The sequence below is a fragment of the Candidatus Francisella endociliophora genome (genome assembly GCF_000764555.1).
Lineage (GTDB): Bacteria > Pseudomonadota > Gammaproteobacteria > Francisellales > Francisellaceae > Francisella > Francisella endociliophora.
This window is the reverse complement of the sequence record NZ_CP009574.1, coordinates 741,673-760,484: the sequence shown is the minus strand read 5'-3', so window position 1 is coordinate 760,484 and position 18,812 is coordinate 741,673. Positions and strand designations below refer to the sequence as shown.

The following is an 18,812-nucleotide window of genomic DNA, read 5'->3' as shown; positions in this document are numbered from 1 at the left end:
GTGAAAACAATAACATATTTTTTTGAAAAAAAAGTATATACTGATTATAATTTTAGTTAAATCTAATTGCTGTTCAGCTAAGGAAATTTTGTTAATGGATCCCTCTACCATAGATGATAATAAATACCTTTATACTTCAAAAAATGTATATCAGAATTTAGCTCTAGAAGAGCTTGCTTTATATGCTGAAAAGAATGATGGTTTTATTGCTGGTGAAGATAATACTTTAATTGTAGATAGCGGTGAGATTAAAGGAAGGTTGCCAGAAGACAAATATGTTGTAGAAACAAAGTATGCTAAGAAAAATGTCTGGTGGAATGAAGATGGATCAGATAATAAAAGACTTAAGAGAAGTAGTTGGAAGCAAATAAAACAAAAGCTTTGTCAGAACGTTTCAGTAAAAGATTTGTTTGTTGTTGATGGTTATTATAACCATGATGAAAAGTATAAGATAGCAGTAAGATTAATAACCACTCAAGCATCAGCAGCTTATTTTTTTAAATTAATCTCTATAGCTCCTACTCAAGAAGAACAAGAAAAATTTGATCCTCAATGGGTAATGATGCATTCACCTGAAACAGAGGTGGAAGATTATCAAGAACTTGGACTTAATAGTTCTAAGATAATAGCAACAAATTTAAAACAGCGAGAAAGCATACTTTCAGGAACATTGTACCTGGCTGAGATAAATAAAGTTTTACTATCGGTTATGAGTTATTACCTTTCTTTAAATGATATTGGTGTATTTTATTGTGCTGCTAGTGTTGATACCCAAGGTAATAGTAGTATGCTTTTTGGTTTATCAGGTAGTGGTAAAACAACATTAGCGTTAGATCAAAATAAAAGTCTTGTAACAAATGAGGCTATTGCATGGACTGAAAATAGAGGTCTTTACAGTTTAGAATCAGGTTTAACAATTAAATCAGCAAGTTTTAAAAAGGATGATGAACGAATTTCTAAAGCTATTGCAGGAGACCTGTTAATAGAAAATCCTAATTTTGACGATGATGGAGCCCTTATTTTCGGCAAAAAAGTAAAGCCTCAAGATAATACTTATTTAACCTTCCCTAGAGAAAATTTTGAAAATGTAATCTCTACAGATAGTCCAAATACAATTATTTTCCTTACAAGAGATATAAAAGGTGTACTTCCAAGAGTAGCTAAACTTAGTAAGGGGCAAGCTATATATTATTTTTTATCTGGCTATACAAGCACCTCAGCGGGTATTGAAAAAGGGCTTACAGCATCACAGGTTGAGTTTTCTAGCTGTTATGCTCAACCCTTTTTACTTCTTAAGCCAACTAGATATGCTAGTATTTTACGTCAACGTTTAAAGCATAGTAATGCAAAGATATATATGATAAATGTTGGCTGGATAGATGGTGATTACAAAACAGGTAGAAGAGTGCCTGTTGAGGAAACTAAAACTATAGTTAACTACTTATTAAATAAACCAGATAATGTCAACTTTAAATTTACAAGACAAGAGTATTTTAATTTTAAAGCTTTAACTTCGATTTATGATAATGATGAAGCTTTTCATTTAAATAATATTTGGGATAATAAATCAGAGTATAAAAAGCAATATAAATCCTTAGCAAAGAGCTTCATAAAAAATTATGAACAATTTAATGGTGACGAATTTGCAGAAAAATATAAAAAGTTCCAACCGGATATCTAGGTATTAATTTGACTCTATAAAAAATCCTCTTTATTTATTATAATATCTACAATTTGTTCAAAATTTAAAAATACATGTTAATTTATCTCTTTAACTGGCTAAACCAATATTATTCTGGAATTGAGCTTTTTAGTAATTATGTATCTATTAGAATAATAATGATTTCGATCACATCCCTACTAATTACACTTTTTCTTGGTGGTCCAATGATTAGATGGTTGCAAAAAATGCAGATTGGACAAGTTGTACGAGATGATGGTCCAGAGAGTCATTTTTCTAAAAGGAATACTCCAACGATGGGTGGTGTATTGATCTTGATGTCAGTAATAATTTCAGTACTGCTGTGGGGAGATTTGACTAGTTTATATTTATGGATTTTAGTCTTGGTTGTAGTGTTTTTTGGTGCAATTGGCTTTTATGATGATTATCTAAAATTAGTCCTTAAGCACCCAAAAGGTTTAAGTGCTAAGCGTAAGTTTACACTACAGTCGATTTTTTCTGTTGTATTAGCAGTTATTTTGTTTTTCCTATTATCAAAAAATGGACAAATGAGTTTATCAATACCTTTTTCTAAGTCTTTGTACATACCCATGGGAATAGTTTTATTTACTATTCTTACATTTTTTATTATTAATGGTAGTAGTAATGCAGTTAATTTAACTGATGGCTTAGATGGTTTGGCAATAGTGCCTGTAGTTTTAGTTGCAGCAGGGTTAGGAATCTATGCTTATATTGAAACAAATAATAATCTTGCGACTTATCTTCTTTTTGATTATTTAGGAAATCCTGGACTTGCAGAAGTTTCTGTGTTTTGTGCAGCTCTTTGTGGCTCTGGGTTGGGCTTTTTATGGTTTAATGCTCATCCGGCAGAAGTATTTATGGGAGATGTTGGTTCATTGACCTTAGGTGCTGTTCTTGGTGTAATTGCTGTTATGATTCGTCAAGAATTAATATTCTTTATAATGGGACTACTATTTGTTGTAGAAGCGTTATCTGTAATGCTTCAAGTAGGCTCTTATAAACTTAGAAATGGCAAGCGAATTTTTAAAATGGCGCCGATTCATCATCATTTTGAGTTAAAAGGGTGGCCAGAAACAAAAGTTGTTGCACGTTTCTGGATAATTTCATTAATACTTTTTTTAATTGGTATAGCAGCTATCAAGGTTAGGTAATGTATAGTTTTTATTTTAATAATGAGAAAATAACCAAATTACTGATGGTTGGTTATGGGGCAACTGGTAAGTCTGTTTGTGATTATTTATCAAGTTTTGGAGATCTTGAGGTTGATATATCTCAAGATGATGAAGAATTCTTAGACTGTGATTTAGACAGTTATGATTTGATAACCGTTAGCCCAGGAATTCCTCTTAATAGATCTCCATATAGAAGATTGTCTGAATATCGTTCTAAAATAGTTAGTGATATTGATATATTTTATCAAGCTATAAAAAATACAAATGCAAAAACAGTAGCTATCACAGGTTCGAATGGGAAAAGTACGATAGTAACTATGCTAAATTATGTTTTAAATAAATTAGGGCATAAGAGTATCTTAGTTGGTAATATTGGAGTTCCTGCCTTAAATAAAATAGATGAAAAGTTTGATTACTGTATTGTTGAGACATCAAGTTTTCAAATTGATCTATTTCATAGTGTTCATTTTGATTTAGGCTGTGTAATTAATGTTTCACCAGATCATTTAGATAGATATAAGTGTTTTGAAGAGTATAAGCATTCAAAATTGAATTTAGCTAAATTTAGTAAAGAATTCTTCGTTTATGATGTACACAATAATGGAGTTAAATACTCAGGAGAGTATGAGATAGTTAGGGGTAGTATATATAGAAATGCAACAAAGCTGCTGGATATCACAGAAACTAATTTATTTGGTAATCATAACTTAGAAAATATAATAGTAGTTTTAAATATTATAGATAGATTAGGTCTAGATATTATAAAAGCTGTTGATGTTATCAAAAAGTTTAAAGGTCTAGAACACCGCTGTCGAGTTGTAAAAAAGATTGATGAGATAACCTATATAAATGACTCAAAAGGAACAAATGTCGGAGCTACAGTGGCAGCTTTGAATAGTATTACAAATAAAAGAAATATTATTTTATTACTTGGTGGTGTAGCAAAAGGTGGTGATTTTAGTTTAATGATAAAATCATTACGTAAATATGTTAAGTATATTTTTATATATGGAGAAGATAGAGAATATATAGAGACTTATTTAGAAGATTTTTGTGAGTATCAGCTATGTGATAATATGAGTCATGCTTTGACTTGTGCAAATGATATAGCACAACCAGGAGAGACAGTTTTGCTATCACCAGCCTGTGCTAGTTTTGATGAGTTTGATAATTATGTTAATAGAGGTGAGGTTTTTGAAAAACTTGTTAAAGAATTAGCAATCAAAAAGCATCAGGAAGAAAAAAGTGCTATATAGATTAAAGCTACTATTAAGTAGGCAGAATGCTAAAAAAGAAAGAGTAAGAGCAAAGCTTGAGATTGATATATCAATAGTTTTTGTTATGCTTGGATTGCTTACATTTGGTTGGGTTATGGTAACTTCTGCATCTATGATAGTAGCTTTAGATGATTATAATAATCCTTATTTTTATTCTATTAGGCAAGGTTTCTTTGCTATTATTTCCATTTTCTTATTTTTGTTAGCATTATTAGTACCTACGAAAAACTATGAGAAAAATTTTAACTTCTTCTTTTTTGCTATGTTACTCATTTTAGTGGCAGTATTAGTCCCAGGAGTTGGTAAAAGTGTTAATGGTGCGAGACGTTGGATACCTTTGTTAATAATTAATATTCAGGTAGCAGAGTTAGCGAAGCTTTTAGCAATTATATTTTTTTCAGGGTATATTGCTACAAATTTAAAAAAAATGAGTGAGTTTAAAGAAGGAATCCTTACCCCAATAACTCTTTTGGGGTGCATAGCTATACTTTTATTGATGCAACCTGACTTTGGTTCGACAGTTGTTATATCTATCTGTGTTATGGGAATGTTATTTGTATCAGGGAATAAAGTTCGATGGTATGGTTTACTATTGGGTGCAATGGTTTTAATGGCTGCTACATTAGTTATAATATCACCGTATCGTATGCATAGAATTACTGGATTTTTGCATCCATGGGAGAATGCCAATGGCTCTGGATATCAGTTAGTACAGGCTCTGATAGGTTTTGGTAGAGGAAGTTGGTTTGGGGATGGCTTAGGAAGTGGAGTTCAAAAACAGTTTTTCTTACCTGAAGCTCATACTGATTTTATTACTTCAGTAATTGCTGAAGAAATCGGTGTAGTTGGGTTGATGATTCTATTAGTCGTATATTTATATATAGTGTTTCGTGCAATGAGTATTGCTAAATTGGCCTTTGAGCTTAAAAGACACTACCAAGCATTTTTAGCATATGGGATTGGCTTTTGGATTGGTTTTCAAGTGTTTGTGAATATTGGTGTAAATACAGGATTACTTCCGACCAAAGGCTTAACTTTGCCTCTTATAAGTTATGGAGGTAGTAGTTTGCTTATTATGTGTTATACGTTGGGTATTTTAGTAAGAGTTGACTTTGAGAATAAGCTCTTGGCAGATACTATTAACCCTAAATATGTTTACAAGAAAGTTAAATAGAGCTTTTAGAATTATATCTGATTAAATTGTTCAGGTTTTTCTTCTTTATTTTCAAATAGGAACTTATGCATTTCTTTTTGAAGAAACTCTTTAGCCTTTGGCTCCATCAAATTCAATCTATATTCATTTATTAATATTGTTTGATGTCCAAGCCATGCTTGCCAAGCTTTGTTTGAAATTTCAGTATGAATTTTTTTACCAAGCTCACCAGGAAGTGGTTGATATGGGATCGCGTCCAGTTCTTCATTATATTTTTTACATAATACTTTTGCCATGATAAGTTCCTTTTTGTTTTTTAAATACATCTTTTAGGTTTAGGTAGCCCAGCAAGTTTAGCTGCTTGTACAGCGGGAGATACTGGGAACAAAATTTGTAAGTATAGACTATTACCTATTTTTTCACCGTGTTTTTCTTTTAATGCTTTTACTAGCTCTCGAATAGCTGGAGATTTTTTATTTTTATTATAAAAATCACGTAGAAAATTAATAACTAACATATGTTCATTTGTTAGTTCAATATCCTCTTTAGATGCAACTTGTTTACAAAAATTAATGTCCCAACTTTCAAAGTCTACTAAAAAGCCTTGTTTGTCTGTGTTGTAGTTATCCACAAATATGGTAAAATTTCATACTAGTTTTTATTATCTGACAATTATAACAAACAAGAGTAATTGTTTTAATCTTTAAAAAGGCATATTCAATGAAAGTTACATTATATACAACAAAATATTGTCCATATTCTCTTAGAGCTAGAATTGCTCTTGCAGAAAAGAAAATGGCAATGGAAATAATTGAAGCAGGTGACTTAGATCCAAACCAAGCTAAAAAAATTTCACCTAATGGTATTTTTCCTGTTTTAAAAGAAAAAGATTATAGTATAAATAATAGAAAAGCATTGCTTATTTATATTGATGAAAGATTTCCTGCTCCAGGATTATTACCAAGCTTAGTTAATGATCGTATTAAGATTCGTTTATCTTTAGACAAGATAGATAATGAATGGTATCCAGTGCTTGATGAAATTAGAAAAAATAAGACGAGTAAAACTAAATTGAAGTCAATATTCAAAGATCTTAAAGAGAGTCTTTTAACTATGGAAAAAGCTTTTAGTGATTCAGAATATTTTATATCTTCAGGTTTCACTTTAGCTGATTGTTACATTGCTGCTTTGATAATTTGTCTAGAAGCAGAAGGTTTTGTAATTGATGAAAGCTTTGGGGCGATATTTGATTATAAAAAACGAGTTTTTGCTAGAGATTCTGTTAAGAAAGCTAGTTTAAAAGGTAATGCAAATGACTCGTTGTTGAAGACTCTAAGAGCTCACAAGTAGGTAATGCTTATGTGGTATCAGAATTTTATAGATTTTGTTTTTTTTGCTCTTAGTACTATTTTGGTTGTTATAGCTGTAGTTTTTATCATTGGTAGTTTTTTTTCATTACTTGGTAAAGCAAAGCAAGAAGTTGCTAAGCTTGCAAAGGGTAAGCTTGAAGTAAATAAAATAGGCGATGACTATAAAGACACTAAAGAAGAAGTTTTAGAAACTCTATTAGATAAAAAAGAATATAAGAAACATCTTAAAGAGCAGAAGAAACTAGATAAACAAGATAAACCTAAAGAAAAAGTTTTTGTAATTAATTTCAAAGGTGATATGCATGCTTCACAAGTTGAGAATCTGCGTAAAGAAGTATCAGCTGTATTAGCAGTAGCAAAAACAGAAGATGAAATAATCGTTAGAATTGATAGCCCTGGTGGGGTTGTTAATGGTTATGGGTTTGCTGCAGCGCAACTAGAGCGAATACGTCAAGCTGGAATCAATCTGACTGTATGTATCGATCAGGTAGCTGCTAGTGGCGGTTATATGATGTCAGCAGTTGGTCATAAAATTATTGCAGCTCCATTTGCAATAGTTGGTTCTATTGGAGTAGTTGGACAGGTACCAAATATTCGTGAGCTACTTCAGAAAAATGGTATAAATGTAGAAATGCATACATCAGGAGAATTTAAACGCACACTTACAACTATGGGTGAGAATACTGATGAAGGGCGTGAGAAGTTTAAGCAAGATCTTGAGAATATTCATGAGTTGTTTAAAAAGCATATTCTTACATATCGTCCAGATTTAGATATGAAAAAAGTTGGAACTGGTGAATACTGGTTTGGTAAAGATGCTCTTGAGTTGGGATTAGTCGATAAGATTCAAACTTACGATGATTACTTAATAGATTTATTTAACAAGCAACACGATGTATATGAAGTCAGTTTTGTTATCAAAAAAGAAAAAGGTTTCTTAAAATCTAAACTTGCAATGATAAAAAGAACTATAACAAATCTTTTATATGCACGCAAAATAATGTAGGATAGAAGTGTTATCTCTAAAATCTCATCAAAATCTTCTTGATAATTTCCTTGAGCAAAAATCAAAGAATACTCTTCATCATGCTTTTATCTTTAGAGTGAAAGATGCTGTACTTCTTGATAGTTTTATTAGTTCGTTGTGTCAATTATTGTTAGGACAGAAAGTTGATGATTACAAAGAGTCTCCTTATATAACTGTAGCAAATACAGAGAATGATGAAGTCAAAGTTGCTGAGATAAAAAAAATAATTAAAAACTGTGAGTTAACAGCTCACAATAATTTAGCTAAAATCATAATAATTGAAGAGCTTGATTTTCTAAATGAATCAGCAGCAAATGCGCTACTAAAAACATTAGAAGAGCCATCTGAGAATACATTTTTCTTAATGTTTACAAGAAGCTATACAGATGTGTTAGCAACAGTTAAAAGTAGATCTTTAGTATATGATATTAAGTTTAGCCAAAAAGATAAAGATCACTATCTAAAATACACTTTTGATATGTCAAAAGATGCGATAGAAAAATCACTTCAAATGGCTAGGGGTGATATAAATATAATTGCAAAAATTAAACTAGAGCAACATTTTTGGGCATTACGAAATAGTTTGATGAAGGTATTAGTTAATCAAATAAATCCAAATGTATTTTTAAAAGAAATAAATCCACATTTTAAAGATACTCTGTATTGGCTAACGAGTATAATAATTGACGTATATAACTATAAGCTAGATGAAGAAACTCAAAATCTAGCAAACTATGATAAGCTTGCTGTGATTAAGTATTTAGCTACAAAATTTGATGATAGTTATATATACAAGTTATACAAAGATACATTAGATGCAAAAAATTATTTTGCTAACTTTAAGAATGTAGATAGAGAATTAGTTTTAGAGAACATAATATTAAAGATTATAAAATAGGTAAAAAATAGAATGGAAGTAAAACAACAACAAAGATTAAAAGGTCTAGCTCATAGCTTGAAGCCTGTAGTATTAATGGGTGAGAAAGGCTTAACAGAAAATGTAATGCTAGAGATTGATTTAGCATTAGCAACTCATGAGCTAATCAAAGTAAAAGCAGGTCGCTTACCAAAAGAAGAGAAAAAAGAAATTGCTGCTGAAATAACAAAAGCAACAAAATCAGAACTTGTACAAATAATAGGTAACATCTTAGTTTTATATAGAAAAAATCCTAATTTAGCAAAATCTAAAGATAAAAAATAGGTAAAAAAATGAGCTTTCCAATATCACGCCCACGTAGGCTTAGAATTAGCCAAAATTTCAGAGATATGGTAGCGGAGATTTCTTTAAGTACTGATGATTTGATGTATCCGATATTTGTGGTACATGGAGAAGGTATCAAGAAAGAAATCTCAAGTATGCCTAATCAATATCATTGGTCAATTGATATGCTTGATGAGTTAGTTGAGCAGGTTGTTTTAGCGGGTATCAAAAGTGTGATGATTTTTGGTGTACCAAAGACAAAAGATCTTATTTCATCAGAAAATTATGATCATAATGGCATTATGCAACAAGCTATCAGAAAAATTAAAGAGCTTGCTCCAAACTTAGTTGTTGGCACCGATGTTTGTATGTGTAGCTTTACACCTCATGGTCATTGTGGAATTCTAAATGAACACGAGTATGTTGATAATGATAAGACTTTAGAAATTTTACAAAAAACAGCAGTATCTCATGCACAAGCAGGTGCGGATATTGTTGCTCCAAGTGGTATGATGGATGGTATGATTCTCGCAATGCGTCAGGCTCTTGATGAGGCGAATTTTGAAACTGTAAGCATTATGTCATATTCAGTTAAATATGCTTCAGCATACTATGGGCCATTTAGAAGTGCATGTGATTCATCTCTTAAAGGTGATCGTAAAACTTATCAGATGGATTATCGTAATAAAAAAGAAGCTATCCGCGAAGCAATGGAAGACGTTGAGCAAGGTGCAGATTTTATTATGGTTAAACCAGCTTTGAGTTATTTAGATATTATAAATGAGCTAAGCCATATAATAGATCTACCAGTAGCTGCATATCATGTAAGTGGGGAGTATGCGATGATAAAGGCAGCCGCAGCAGCTGGATTAGTCGATGAGAAAGCAATAACTATAGAAACTTTAACCTCTATGAAGAGAGCTGGGGCAAAAGTTATTCTTACATATACAGCACTAGATGTTGCTAAGTGGTTAAAAGGTTAAATATGATAAATATAGCTTTATATGAGCCAGAGATTCCACCAAATACTGGTAATATTATTCGCTTGTGTGCAAATGTGGGTGCAAATTTGCATCTGATTGAGCCATTAGGTTTTAAACTTGAAGATAAGCAACTTAGAAGAGCTGGGCTTGATTATCATGAGTTTGCAGATTTGAAAATATATAAAGATTTTGATGAGTTTTATCAAGCAAATAAAGATAAAAAAATCTGGGCTTGTACAACGAAGGCTAAGCAATATTATCATCAAGTAGATTTTAATTGTGATGATATTTTACTCTTTGGTCCTGAGACTAGAGGACTTCCAGCAGATGTGCTTGAGTTACTTAGTCAAACTCAAATTAAAATTCCAATGAATAAAAATAGTCGTAGCTTGAATTTATCAAATTCTGTAGCTGTTATTCTCTATGGTGCTTTAAATAATATTGGCTTTGATAATTTGGGATTACTATAATTATTTACTATTTATTTGGTTTATAATACTTTGGAGTAAATTCTATACCAAATTTTACATTCATCCACATTTTACTAATGAAATCCTGCATTTTAGCATCATGAATATTTATAACATACATCTTTTTAATCATTTCATCAGTAGGACGAATATTAGTATTATCAAATATTTTATTCAAATATTGTTCATTATTAGTTACAGCATTCGGCAGATATAAATAGTTACTATTTTGAGCTGATACATATGGATCTATAATATAGTTCATGAGCTTATAAGCTTGATCTAAATTTTTAGCTCCTTTTGGAATCATTAACATTTCAAAATAAATATTTGTGCCTTCTTTAGGTACTGTATAGCCTAAAACTTCATCAGGATTTACAAGCTTTGCTCTATCAACAGCTCTAGCAACATCTCCAGAATATCCCATAGCCAAGCAGAGATTGCCGGCCGTGAAATCATTCTGATACTTATTACTATCAAAATATTTGATATATGGACGAATGTTTCTAATAATATCTAAAGCTGCTTTCTCATATTCAGCTTTACTATTTGTATTGGGATCAATACCGTGATAAAAGAAATAATTACCAAAAATTTGCTCATATTCATCAAGTAAAGAAATTCCGCATTTTGATAGTTTCTTTAGGTATTTTTTATCAAAGACATATTTCCAACTATTAGGAACAACACCTTTACCTAAATATTCTTCAACTTGTTTTTTATTATAAGCTATATTGGTTGTTCCGTATGCATATACGACAGCATATTTATTACCAGGGTCATTAATTTGAGAAACTTTATTGTAAATTTCTTTATTTGCATATTTTAAATTTGGTAGTTTAGATTTATCTAGTTCAACTAATGCATTTGAGGCTATTTCATTATTTAGGTATAAAGACCCCTGTTCTATAAGATCAAAACCAGATGAGCCTGTCATAATTTTTGCACGAGTCATATTATCATCAGATGTATATATGTACTTAACTCTAGTATTAGATAGTTTAGAAAAGCATGGGATGATATCAGGAGATATATAGTCAGCCCAGTTTGTGAAGTTTACTTGTGTTCTATCTGGTGTTGGTGTAATGGGTGTTTTTAGTATGTCATTATTACAAATATAAGAATTTGATTTAGCATAAGATAAATTTAAAGTACTAACAAATAAGGTGAAAATAAAAAGCTTAAGTTTCATCAAACAAGCCTTGTAGTGTGGTTGTTATAAAATTGCTTTAAGTATATACTAAACCGCGATATTGTCGAAATAAAAAGTTAAAGAATGGAACAGATTGTTAGTAGTAAAAAGTTTGGTCTTATCAGGCTTATAATGATAAATATTATAGCTGTCGATAGTTTAAGAAATATTTCTATTACAGCTCAAGCTGGTTGGATAGTTGTAACTTTTTATATCTTAGCGGGTATTTTCTTTTTAGTTCCGTGTGCTTTGTTAACAGCTGAGATGTCTACAGGGTCTTCAGAAGATACTGGAGGTATCTATATCTGGGTCAAAAAAGCCTTTGGTAAAAGGTTAGGGTTCTTAGTTATTTGGTTACAGTGGGTTTACAATCTTGTATGGTTCCCATCAATATGTGGTTTTTTTGCTGGAGTAATTGCTTATGTAATAGCACCTCTTACAGGTCAAGGAGCAAATGAGTTGGTAGCTAACCCTTGGTATATGATATCTATGAGTTTAGTTATGTTCTGGAGTGCTACAGCTATTAACTTATTTGGTATCAAGACATCTAGTACAGTGAGTACTTTAGGTGCTATTATTGGTACGCTTTTGCCTATGTTTATAATTATAGTGATAGCTGTTGTTTGGTCACTATCTCATAGTTCTGAAATTGTTGCACCATCTATATCTGATTTTATACCATCTGGTAATAATATTAGTAGTTGGGGACTTTTTATAACAGTGATGTTTAGTTTATTTGGTCTTGAGATGAGTGCAATTCATGCAGCTAATGTCAAAAATGCTAAAAAGAATTTTCCAAGAGCATTGCTAATTTCAGGTTCTGTAATTTTAGGATCTTTGATATTGTCAAATATTGCTGTGATATTAGTAAGTAGTCAGCTTGAGATTGGTGATGTTGATATTGTTACGGGGCTAATGGTTTCATTTAATTATTTCTTTAGTCAAATTAATATGCCTTGGATGACTTACATCATTGCTATCACATTAATTTTTGGCGCCTTTACAACAACATCAGCTTGGATTATGGGTTTATCTAGAGCGTTCATGGTTGTTAGTAATGATAAGATTTTACCTCAAGCATTTGGTAGAACTAATAAAAATGATGCACCAGATACTATGCTTATTACTCAGGCTCTTGTATTTACAGTTTTTTGTTTCTCATATATCTTTATGCCATCAGTGAATGAAGCATATTGGTATCTTAGTGATTTGACAGCTCAACTTGCTGTTATAGCATATATTTTGATGTTTATAACTGCTGTGAAGTTAAAAATATCTCAACCATTGCAAGAAGGGCAGTACGAGATTGGTAAGGGATTATTTGGTACTGTAACAATGGCACTACTGGGATGCTTTGGTTGTATAGTTGCTATTATTGTTGGTTTTATTCCAATAGATAATATGAATATGTCTGTAATTAAATTTGATATGATGCTACTTATTGGAATAGTTGTGGCGTTGATAGTACCTGCTGTTATAACCATTAAAAAATAATCTGAATTTATATATTTCGCAAATCTTTAATCTATCCAATATTTCCTAAAACTGCTAAAATATCAACCAGTTTAATAAGAGACTTTATGTAAATGGTTTTAAATACTTTAAGAGACTGGTATCAAAGGAGATATCAGAATAATGAGCCAATAGTTTTTATTGGTTTGATGTTGTTTTTTTATTTGGTTCTGACATTTTTAGGGGATTATATTGCGCCAATTTTAGCTGCTTTAGTTATTGCTTATTTATTGGATACATTTGTTAGTATTTTGCATAAGTTTACAAAAGTAAAAAGAATCATTCTTGTTTATATAGTTTATGTTTTATTTTTGATAGCTCTATTAACTTTTATTTTTGTGTTATTACCAATTGTTGTTAATCAGCTTATTGATTTCATAAAACAAGCATCACATACATTATCAAGTTTAAAAGGGAGTTTAGAACATCTCTCTAATAAATATCCTAAACTTCTTACAGAAGATCGCATAAATTCGATAGTTACTTGGTTTGATAGTATTGATTGGAAAAAAATAAGTTCAAATGTTGGCTCATTTGTATTGAAAAATACAGCGACAACACTTCCTATATTATTTTCAATTTTAATTTATCTATTCTTAGTGCCTTTAATGGTATTTTATTTTTTAAAAGATAAAGAAAGAATTATCGAATGGTTTAAGTCGTTCTTACCTGAAGAGAATGGGGCGCTTTATTATGTATGGAATGATCTAAAACCTAAGCTTGCTGATTATGTTAGAGGTAAGGCTATAGAGCTTATAATAGTTTCAATAGTTACCTATATAGGCTTCGCATATTTTGATTTAAATTACGCTGTGCTTTTAGCTGTAGGGGTTGGGTTATCTGTAATTATTCCGTATGTTGGTATGGTTGTGATTACAATTCCTGTTGTGATGGTTGGGATATTGCAATTTGGTTTAAATGGAACTTTTGTATCTATGCTTGTAGTATTTTTCATTATTCAAGCATTAGATGGTAATTTGTTAGTTCCGTTGCTTTTCTCAGAGGTTCTAAATATGCATCCAGTAGGCGTTGTTTCCGCGATTCTTATTTTTGGTGGTATGTGGGGGCTATGGGGAATATTCTTTGCTATACCTTTAGGACTTCTTTTCATTTCAGGTGTAAATATGTTTAGAAACCATCTTAAAGGCAAAAAAGATGCTGCTAAAATTAATTTATGTTAATTAAAAAAAGAAAAATAAATCAAGAAGTTTTAAATGAGCTAGTCTCAAAGGGACATGACTTTTTTATTGCTAAAATAGTAGCTGCTAGAGTAAATCAAGGCGTAGATACTGATTTGATTTTTAAGAGTTCTATAAAAGATCTTTCATCGCCATTTTTATTTAAAGATATTGATAAAGCTGTAGATAGGCTTTATCAAGCTTTGCAAAATGGTGAGGTAATTGGTTTAGAAACAGATCACGACTGTGATGGTCAAACTTCTCATGCAATTTTTTATGAAGCTTTAACAAAAGTTTTTGGTTACCCAAAGGATAAAGTTCGTTCATATATTGGACATAGAATGCAAGAAGGTTATGGGCTGTCAGAATCCTTGATGAATAGAATTCTCACAGACAATATGCGACCAAGTTTGATTATAACCGCGGATAATGGCTCCACAGATGAAGTAAGAATTGCTGTACTTAAGCAAAATGGAATTGATACGATTGTTACGGATCATCATGGCATACCGCCAGAAGGTGCACCAAAGAGTGCGGTAGCTGTGCTTAATCCAACTCAGGATGGTTGTGATTATCCAGATAAAGCAATTGCTGGCTGTATGGTTGCTTGGTTATTTATGGCAGCTTTACGTAGGAAGTATATTCAAAATAATAAGCCTGTATCCAAATCGTATGGTTTGAGTAATCTATTAGATTTTGTCGCAATTGGTACGGTTGCTGATTGTGTAAGTATGGCAAATAGTCATAATAATCGCATTGTGACAAAATTTGGTATTCAGCAACTCAAAGAAAATAATCGCCTATGTTGGGATTTCATAGATAAAGACAAACTTTCTAGTGAGTATATTGGATTTAGCATTGCACCAATTTTAAATAGTGATGGTAGAGTTTCTGATGCTTTGGGGTCAGTTAGTTTTCTACTTGAAGAAAATGATGAAAAAATAGAAGAAATATTTGATAATCTTAAAGAGCAGAACAACCAACGCAAAGAAATACAAAAAACTTTAACTCAAGAAGCAATGCTTCAAGCACAACAGTTAAATGAAACTAAAAAATCGCTATGTATATTACTAGAAAATGGTCACTCTGGAATTCATGGAATCTCAGCGAGCAGGCTTAAAGAAAGTTTTGGCAAGCCAATAATTATTTTCTCACAAACTCAAACTGATGAGACTCTTATCTCAGGGTCTGCAAGAAGTGTTGATGAGATACATATCAAGCAAGTATTAGATAATGTTGCTGTAAAAGAGCCTAATTTGATGATCAAATATGGTGGACATAAAGGCGCAGCAGGCCTCACAATCAAAAAGCAGGATTTTGATAAGTTTTATGAGCTTTTTGAAAGTCAGGTAATCGAGTTAGTGAATCAGGAAAACATAGTTTTAGAGCCATGTATTGAGTATGATTTTGAGCTTGATGAGCAGTATTTTAATTTAGACACTCTTACAAAAATTGATTCTCTAGAGCCTTATGGTCGTGAGTTTGAAAAACCTGTTTTTTGCAATGAGTTTACAATTGAGAATTTTCGCCTAGTTGGTAAAGATAAAAATCATGCTCAACTAGTTTTACGCTATAAGAATAGTTCAATCAAAGGGATCTGGTTTAATGCTACAGATAACATAATAGCAAATCAGCTAAATATTGGTGATAGTGTGAAAGTTTGTTATCAGTTACAAAAAGAAGAGTTCCTTGGCCAAGTTAATTTGTCATTGAATGTTAAAGCAATCCAATATGAAGAATCATAATTATATAGAACAAGAGTTAAGTAGTGAAATTGATGATATAAAAGTAGAATATTTTCTTACTATAGGCTCAACAAATGATTACCTTTTAGAACAAAAACTTAGTTACAAATACCACATTTGTTATGCAGATATTCAAACAAAAGGGCGAGGCCGTCGTGGTGGAAAGTGGGTCTCGGAAAATCAAGATAACATATACTCATCTTTAGCGTTTCATTGTAATTGTAATATCTCAGAATCAAAACTTATGAGTGTCAAAGTTGCTTTAGGAGTTTTTGTTACGATTAAAGAACATCTACCAGAAAAATTACAGCAGTATTTAAAAATAAAGTTGCCTAATGATATTTATTTCAAAGATCAAAAATTAGCAGGGATTCTTATAGAAACAAAAAATATTAAGCAAGATAGCTTTGATATAGTTATTGGTGTCGGTATCAATGTCAATATGCTTGATATATCAGAAAATATTGATCGTGAATGGATATCTTTAGCGATTATTAATAAGCAACAGATGGATTCGTCAACAATAATCGTCAGCTTGGTAAAAAATATTATTAAATATTTTGCTATAAGTGGTGATGTGGCTATAACTGAATTTTCTGATTATGATTATACTTACAATAAAATGATTAAGTTTAATTACGGTGATAAGCCTTGTGTTGGTATAGCTAAAGGAGTTTCAAAAGATCTAAAGCTAAGCTTGATAGAGGGCGACAATCAATTTGAACTTGATCTTGCTATTATCAATAAAATTAGAGTTATTAAATGAGTCTAGAGAATATAAAAAAGCGAGCACAATACCTAACCAAGATTCGCAAGTATTTTGCTGAATTGGATGTGCTCGAAGTTGATACACCATTAGCTTATAATTATGGAGTGACAGATCCATTTATTGATGTTTTTGCTATAAATACAGTAGTTGGTAAGAGATATCTGCAAAGTTCTCCAGAATATGCCATGAAGCGACTTTTAGCGGAAGGTAGTGGTAGTATATACCAAATATGTAAAGCATTTCGTGATGAGCCTTGTGGGCAGTTTCATAATCATGAATTTACCATGATAGAGTGGTATCGAGTTGGAATTGATTATTTTCAGTTAATGAAAGAAATGGAAAATTTATTTCTTGTAGTAAAGCCCAATTTGAAATTTGAGTATATAAGTTATCAAGAAGCTTTTGAAAACTACTATAACTTTAATCCTCATACTATTTCTTTAGAAAAATTGCTCCAACAAGTAGAGTTAGCTGTTGGCAAGATTCAAGGGTTAGATAATCCAACGATAGCAGATTGTTTAGATATACTTTTTAGCTATAAGATTGAAAAAAATCTTAATCAGCCAAATACCGTATATTTTATCTATGGCTATACTGTTCATCAGTCAGCACTTGCTAAAAAAGTTATAGATAAAGATGCTCAGCAAGTTGCTGCAAGATTTGAAGTTTTTATTAATGGTATAGAGCTGGCGAATGGTTATTATGAGCTAATAGATAAGCAAGAGCAGCTTAAAAGGTTCAATTCAGATTTATCAATTCGCCAAGAGCAAGGAAAATGTCTGATTGATATTGATACTGAGCTTTTGGATTGTTTGAATAGGATTCCAGAATGTTCTGGAGTTGCTTTGGGCTTTGATAGGCTTCTTATGAGCTTAGAAGGTATTAGTAATATAAAAGAGCTTTCTATTTTCTAATTATCATTTTTAATAGTTACTGGGTTTATCGCAAATTTAACATCAAGACCATCTAATTTATTAGCAATGGCTAGAAAAACATCATCTTGAGTATTAACAAAATCTGTAAAAAATACCTTATTAACCATTGCATAAATTTGTAAGTTAATACCATTAGATCCAAAGCCTCCTTCAGATTTATTACCAATCATAGTGCCGCCAGTAGCAAGAGCTACAGCAATTGTTTTATTTTGATCTATATTGGGGTGGGATTTGAGTATGCTAGTAATTTCTTGTTTAATTAAATCAATTTGTCCTAGATGCTTATAGTCAATAGTAATATATTGTAGGATGCGCCTATGAGTTCGACGTGATGTTGTTGTTATACAGGTATTTAGAAATATTGAGTTTGGTATGTGCATAGGAGCTGTTTCATAGCTGTCTATTTGCGTTGTTAGTATTCCAATTTTCTTGATTGTACCGCTAAATTTTATCGAAGAATTAATATCTGATGAAATAATATCTCCTTCCGAATACTTTCTATTAAAGACTACAACTAGTCCTCCAAAGAGGTTTGTAAGTAGAGTGCTTTGAGAAAGAGTTAATCCAGCTAATGCTACACCACTAAATGCACCTAAAGCTGTTGGTGGTACACGTAGAGCTGCTAAAATTAATATGATTGATGCAATAACTGCCCCTAGTTCTAATGCTTTAAAAATAGCATTAATATCTCTAAAGTCATCATATCCTTGTTTATTTTCAGCTTTTTTCTTTTCTATACTTATTTTTTTACTTTCACGTAAGAATTTAAACAAGCTAATAATAATTGCAAGATAAATACAAAAATCAAATATTTTATCTGAGTATAATAGAATATTATTCTTGTAATCAGGAAAATGCACAATCACAGGTAGGTCAATACAAGTCTTAATAAAATATGACCAAATAACTAGATAAAGAGTTAATTTAAATGATCTTACAAAAGAAAATCTAATTGTGTTTTTATGCTTTCTTACGAGTAAACTACCGACTATAAATATAATAATACTCAATAACAAGCATATTAAGAAATCTATAAAAAGAATATATGTCGCAGAATAGTTTTCTGCTCTAAGTAATATATTGTTTAAAATATTCATATTTCACTAATTTATAATTGATACTGTGA

At 31.1% G+C, this 18,812-nt stretch carries 19 protein-coding genes; 15 read left to right on the top strand and 4 right to left on the bottom strand.

Annotated elements, in window-relative coordinates:
* Positions 1 to 94: 94 nt before the first annotated feature.
* From QI37_RS03815 to ftsW, 4 genes are all read left to right on the top strand, one after another.
* Positions 95 to 1,681: a phosphoenolpyruvate carboxykinase (ATP) gene (locus QI37_RS03815; RefSeq protein WP_040008713.1), complete on the top strand. Its 1,587-nt coding sequence runs from the start codon at positions 95 to 97 to the stop codon at positions 1,679 to 1,681.
* Between the two features lie 74 nt (positions 1,682 to 1,755).
* Entirely contained in the window at positions 1,756 to 2,853 is a 1,098-nt protein-coding gene (gene mraY / locus QI37_RS03810; RefSeq protein ID WP_040008710.1) for a phospho-N-acetylmuramoyl-pentapeptide-transferase, read from the top strand.
* Entirely contained in the window at positions 2,853 to 4,130 is a 1,278-nt protein-coding gene (gene murD, locus QI37_RS03805) for a UDP-N-acetylmuramoyl-L-alanine--D-glutamate ligase (RefSeq protein ID WP_052399150.1), read from the top strand. The genes mraY and murD overlap by 1 nt, the downstream gene beginning before the upstream one ends.
* A complete protein-coding gene (gene ftsW, locus QI37_RS03800; RefSeq protein WP_040008708.1) occupies positions 4,120 to 5,325 on the top strand; it encodes a putative lipid II flippase FtsW in 1,206 nt (401 codons plus the stop codon). Before murD ends, ftsW begins: the two co-directional genes overlap by 11 nt.
* A gap of 11 nt (positions 5,326 to 5,336) precedes the next feature.
* On the opposite strand, the gene QI37_RS03795 is transcribed toward ftsW, so the two are convergent.
* Both QI37_RS03795 and QI37_RS03790 read right to left on the bottom strand, forming a co-directional pair.
* Positions 5,337 to 5,600: an oxidative damage protection protein gene (locus QI37_RS03795; protein ID WP_040010693.1), complete on the bottom strand. Its 264-nt coding sequence runs from the start codon at positions 5,598 to 5,600 to the stop codon at positions 5,337 to 5,339.
* Between the two features lie 20 nt (positions 5,601 to 5,620).
* Positions 5,621 to 5,935: a TusE/DsrC/DsvC family sulfur relay protein gene (locus QI37_RS03790; protein ID WP_040008707.1), complete on the bottom strand. Its 315-nt coding sequence runs from the start codon at positions 5,933 to 5,935 to the stop codon at positions 5,621 to 5,623.
* An 89-nt stretch (positions 5,936 to 6,024) separates the two neighbouring features.
* On the opposite strand from QI37_RS03790, the gene sspA reads away from it, so the two are divergent.
* The 6 genes from sspA to trmL are packed head-to-tail and all read left to right on the top strand — an operon-like array spanning position 6,025 to position 10,355.
* A complete protein-coding gene (gene sspA / locus QI37_RS03785; protein ID WP_040008704.1) occupies positions 6,025 to 6,654 on the top strand; it encodes a transcriptional regulator SspA in 630 nt (209 codons plus the stop codon).
* Between the two features lie 9 nt (positions 6,655 to 6,663).
* The gene (gene sohB, locus QI37_RS03780) at positions 6,664 to 7,680 is read left to right on the top strand and encodes a protease SohB (protein WP_040008702.1); all 1,017 of its coding nucleotides are present in this window, start codon (positions 6,664 to 6,666) and stop codon (positions 7,678 to 7,680) included.
* A 7-nt stretch (positions 7,681 to 7,687) separates the two neighbouring features.
* Positions 7,688 to 8,599, top strand: coding sequence for a DNA polymerase III delta subunit-related protein (locus tag QI37_RS03775; protein ID WP_040008700.1), 912 nt, complete (start codon positions 7,688 to 7,690; stop codon positions 8,597 to 8,599).
* 12 nt (positions 8,600 to 8,611) lie between these two features.
* Complete coding sequence (gene yhbY / locus QI37_RS03770; RefSeq protein ID WP_040008699.1) at positions 8,612 to 8,902, top strand: ribosome assembly RNA-binding protein YhbY; 291 nt, start codon at positions 8,612 to 8,614, stop codon at positions 8,900 to 8,902.
* An 8-nt stretch (positions 8,903 to 8,910) separates the two neighbouring features.
* Complete coding sequence (gene hemB / locus QI37_RS03765) at positions 8,911 to 9,885, top strand: porphobilinogen synthase (protein ID WP_040008696.1); 975 nt, start codon at positions 8,911 to 8,913, stop codon at positions 9,883 to 9,885.
* A gap of 2 nt (positions 9,886 to 9,887) precedes the next feature.
* A complete protein-coding gene (trmL, locus tag QI37_RS03760) occupies positions 9,888 to 10,355 on the top strand; it encodes a tRNA (uridine(34)/cytosine(34)/5-carboxymethylaminomethyluridine(34)-2'-O)-methyltransferase TrmL (protein ID WP_040008694.1) in 468 nt (155 codons plus the stop codon).
* A 7-nt stretch (positions 10,356 to 10,362) separates the two neighbouring features.
* On the opposite strand, the gene QI37_RS03755 is transcribed toward trmL, so the two are convergent.
* Positions 10,363 to 11,547, bottom strand: a complete 1,185-nt coding sequence (locus tag QI37_RS03755) for a polyamine ABC transporter substrate-binding protein (protein WP_040008693.1) — start codon at positions 11,545 to 11,547, stop codon at positions 10,363 to 10,365.
* Positions 11,548 to 11,631: 84 nt separating this feature from the next.
* Between QI37_RS03755 and gadC the strand changes: the two genes are divergently transcribed.
* The 5 genes from gadC to epmA all read left to right on the top strand — a co-directional run bounded on the left by gadC (position 11,632) and on the right by epmA (position 17,665).
* Positions 11,632 to 13,041, top strand: coding sequence for a glutamate transporter GadC (gene gadC, locus QI37_RS03750; RefSeq protein WP_040008692.1), 1,410 nt, complete (start codon positions 11,632 to 11,634; stop codon positions 13,039 to 13,041).
* Between the two features lie 92 nt (positions 13,042 to 13,133).
* The gene (locus QI37_RS03745) at positions 13,134 to 14,240 is read left to right on the top strand and encodes an AI-2E family transporter (RefSeq protein ID WP_040008691.1); all 1,107 of its coding nucleotides are present in this window, start codon (positions 13,134 to 13,136) and stop codon (positions 14,238 to 14,240) included.
* On the top strand, positions 14,234 to 15,982 hold the full coding sequence (gene recJ / locus QI37_RS03740; protein ID WP_040008689.1) for a single-stranded-DNA-specific exonuclease RecJ: 1,749 nt from the start codon (positions 14,234 to 14,236) through the stop codon (positions 15,980 to 15,982). The genes QI37_RS03745 and recJ overlap by 7 nt, the downstream gene beginning before the upstream one ends.
* The gene (locus QI37_RS03735; RefSeq protein WP_040008688.1) at positions 15,969 to 16,748 is read left to right on the top strand and encodes a biotin--[acetyl-CoA-carboxylase] ligase; all 780 of its coding nucleotides are present in this window, start codon (positions 15,969 to 15,971) and stop codon (positions 16,746 to 16,748) included. The genes recJ and QI37_RS03735 overlap by 14 nt, the downstream gene beginning before the upstream one ends.
* Positions 16,745 to 17,665: an EF-P lysine aminoacylase EpmA gene (gene epmA, locus QI37_RS03730; RefSeq protein WP_040008686.1), complete on the top strand. Its 921-nt coding sequence runs from the start codon at positions 16,745 to 16,747 to the stop codon at positions 17,663 to 17,665. The genes QI37_RS03735 and epmA overlap by 4 nt, the downstream gene beginning before the upstream one ends.
* Here the strand turns inward: epmA and QI37_RS03725 are convergent.
* Positions 17,662 to 18,783, bottom strand: coding sequence for a mechanosensitive ion channel domain-containing protein (locus QI37_RS03725; protein WP_040008684.1), 1,122 nt, complete (start codon positions 18,781 to 18,783; stop codon positions 17,662 to 17,664). The two genes, epmA and QI37_RS03725, sit on opposite strands and share 4 nt — an antisense overlap.
* Between the last annotated feature and the right edge of the window lie 29 nt (positions 18,784 to 18,812).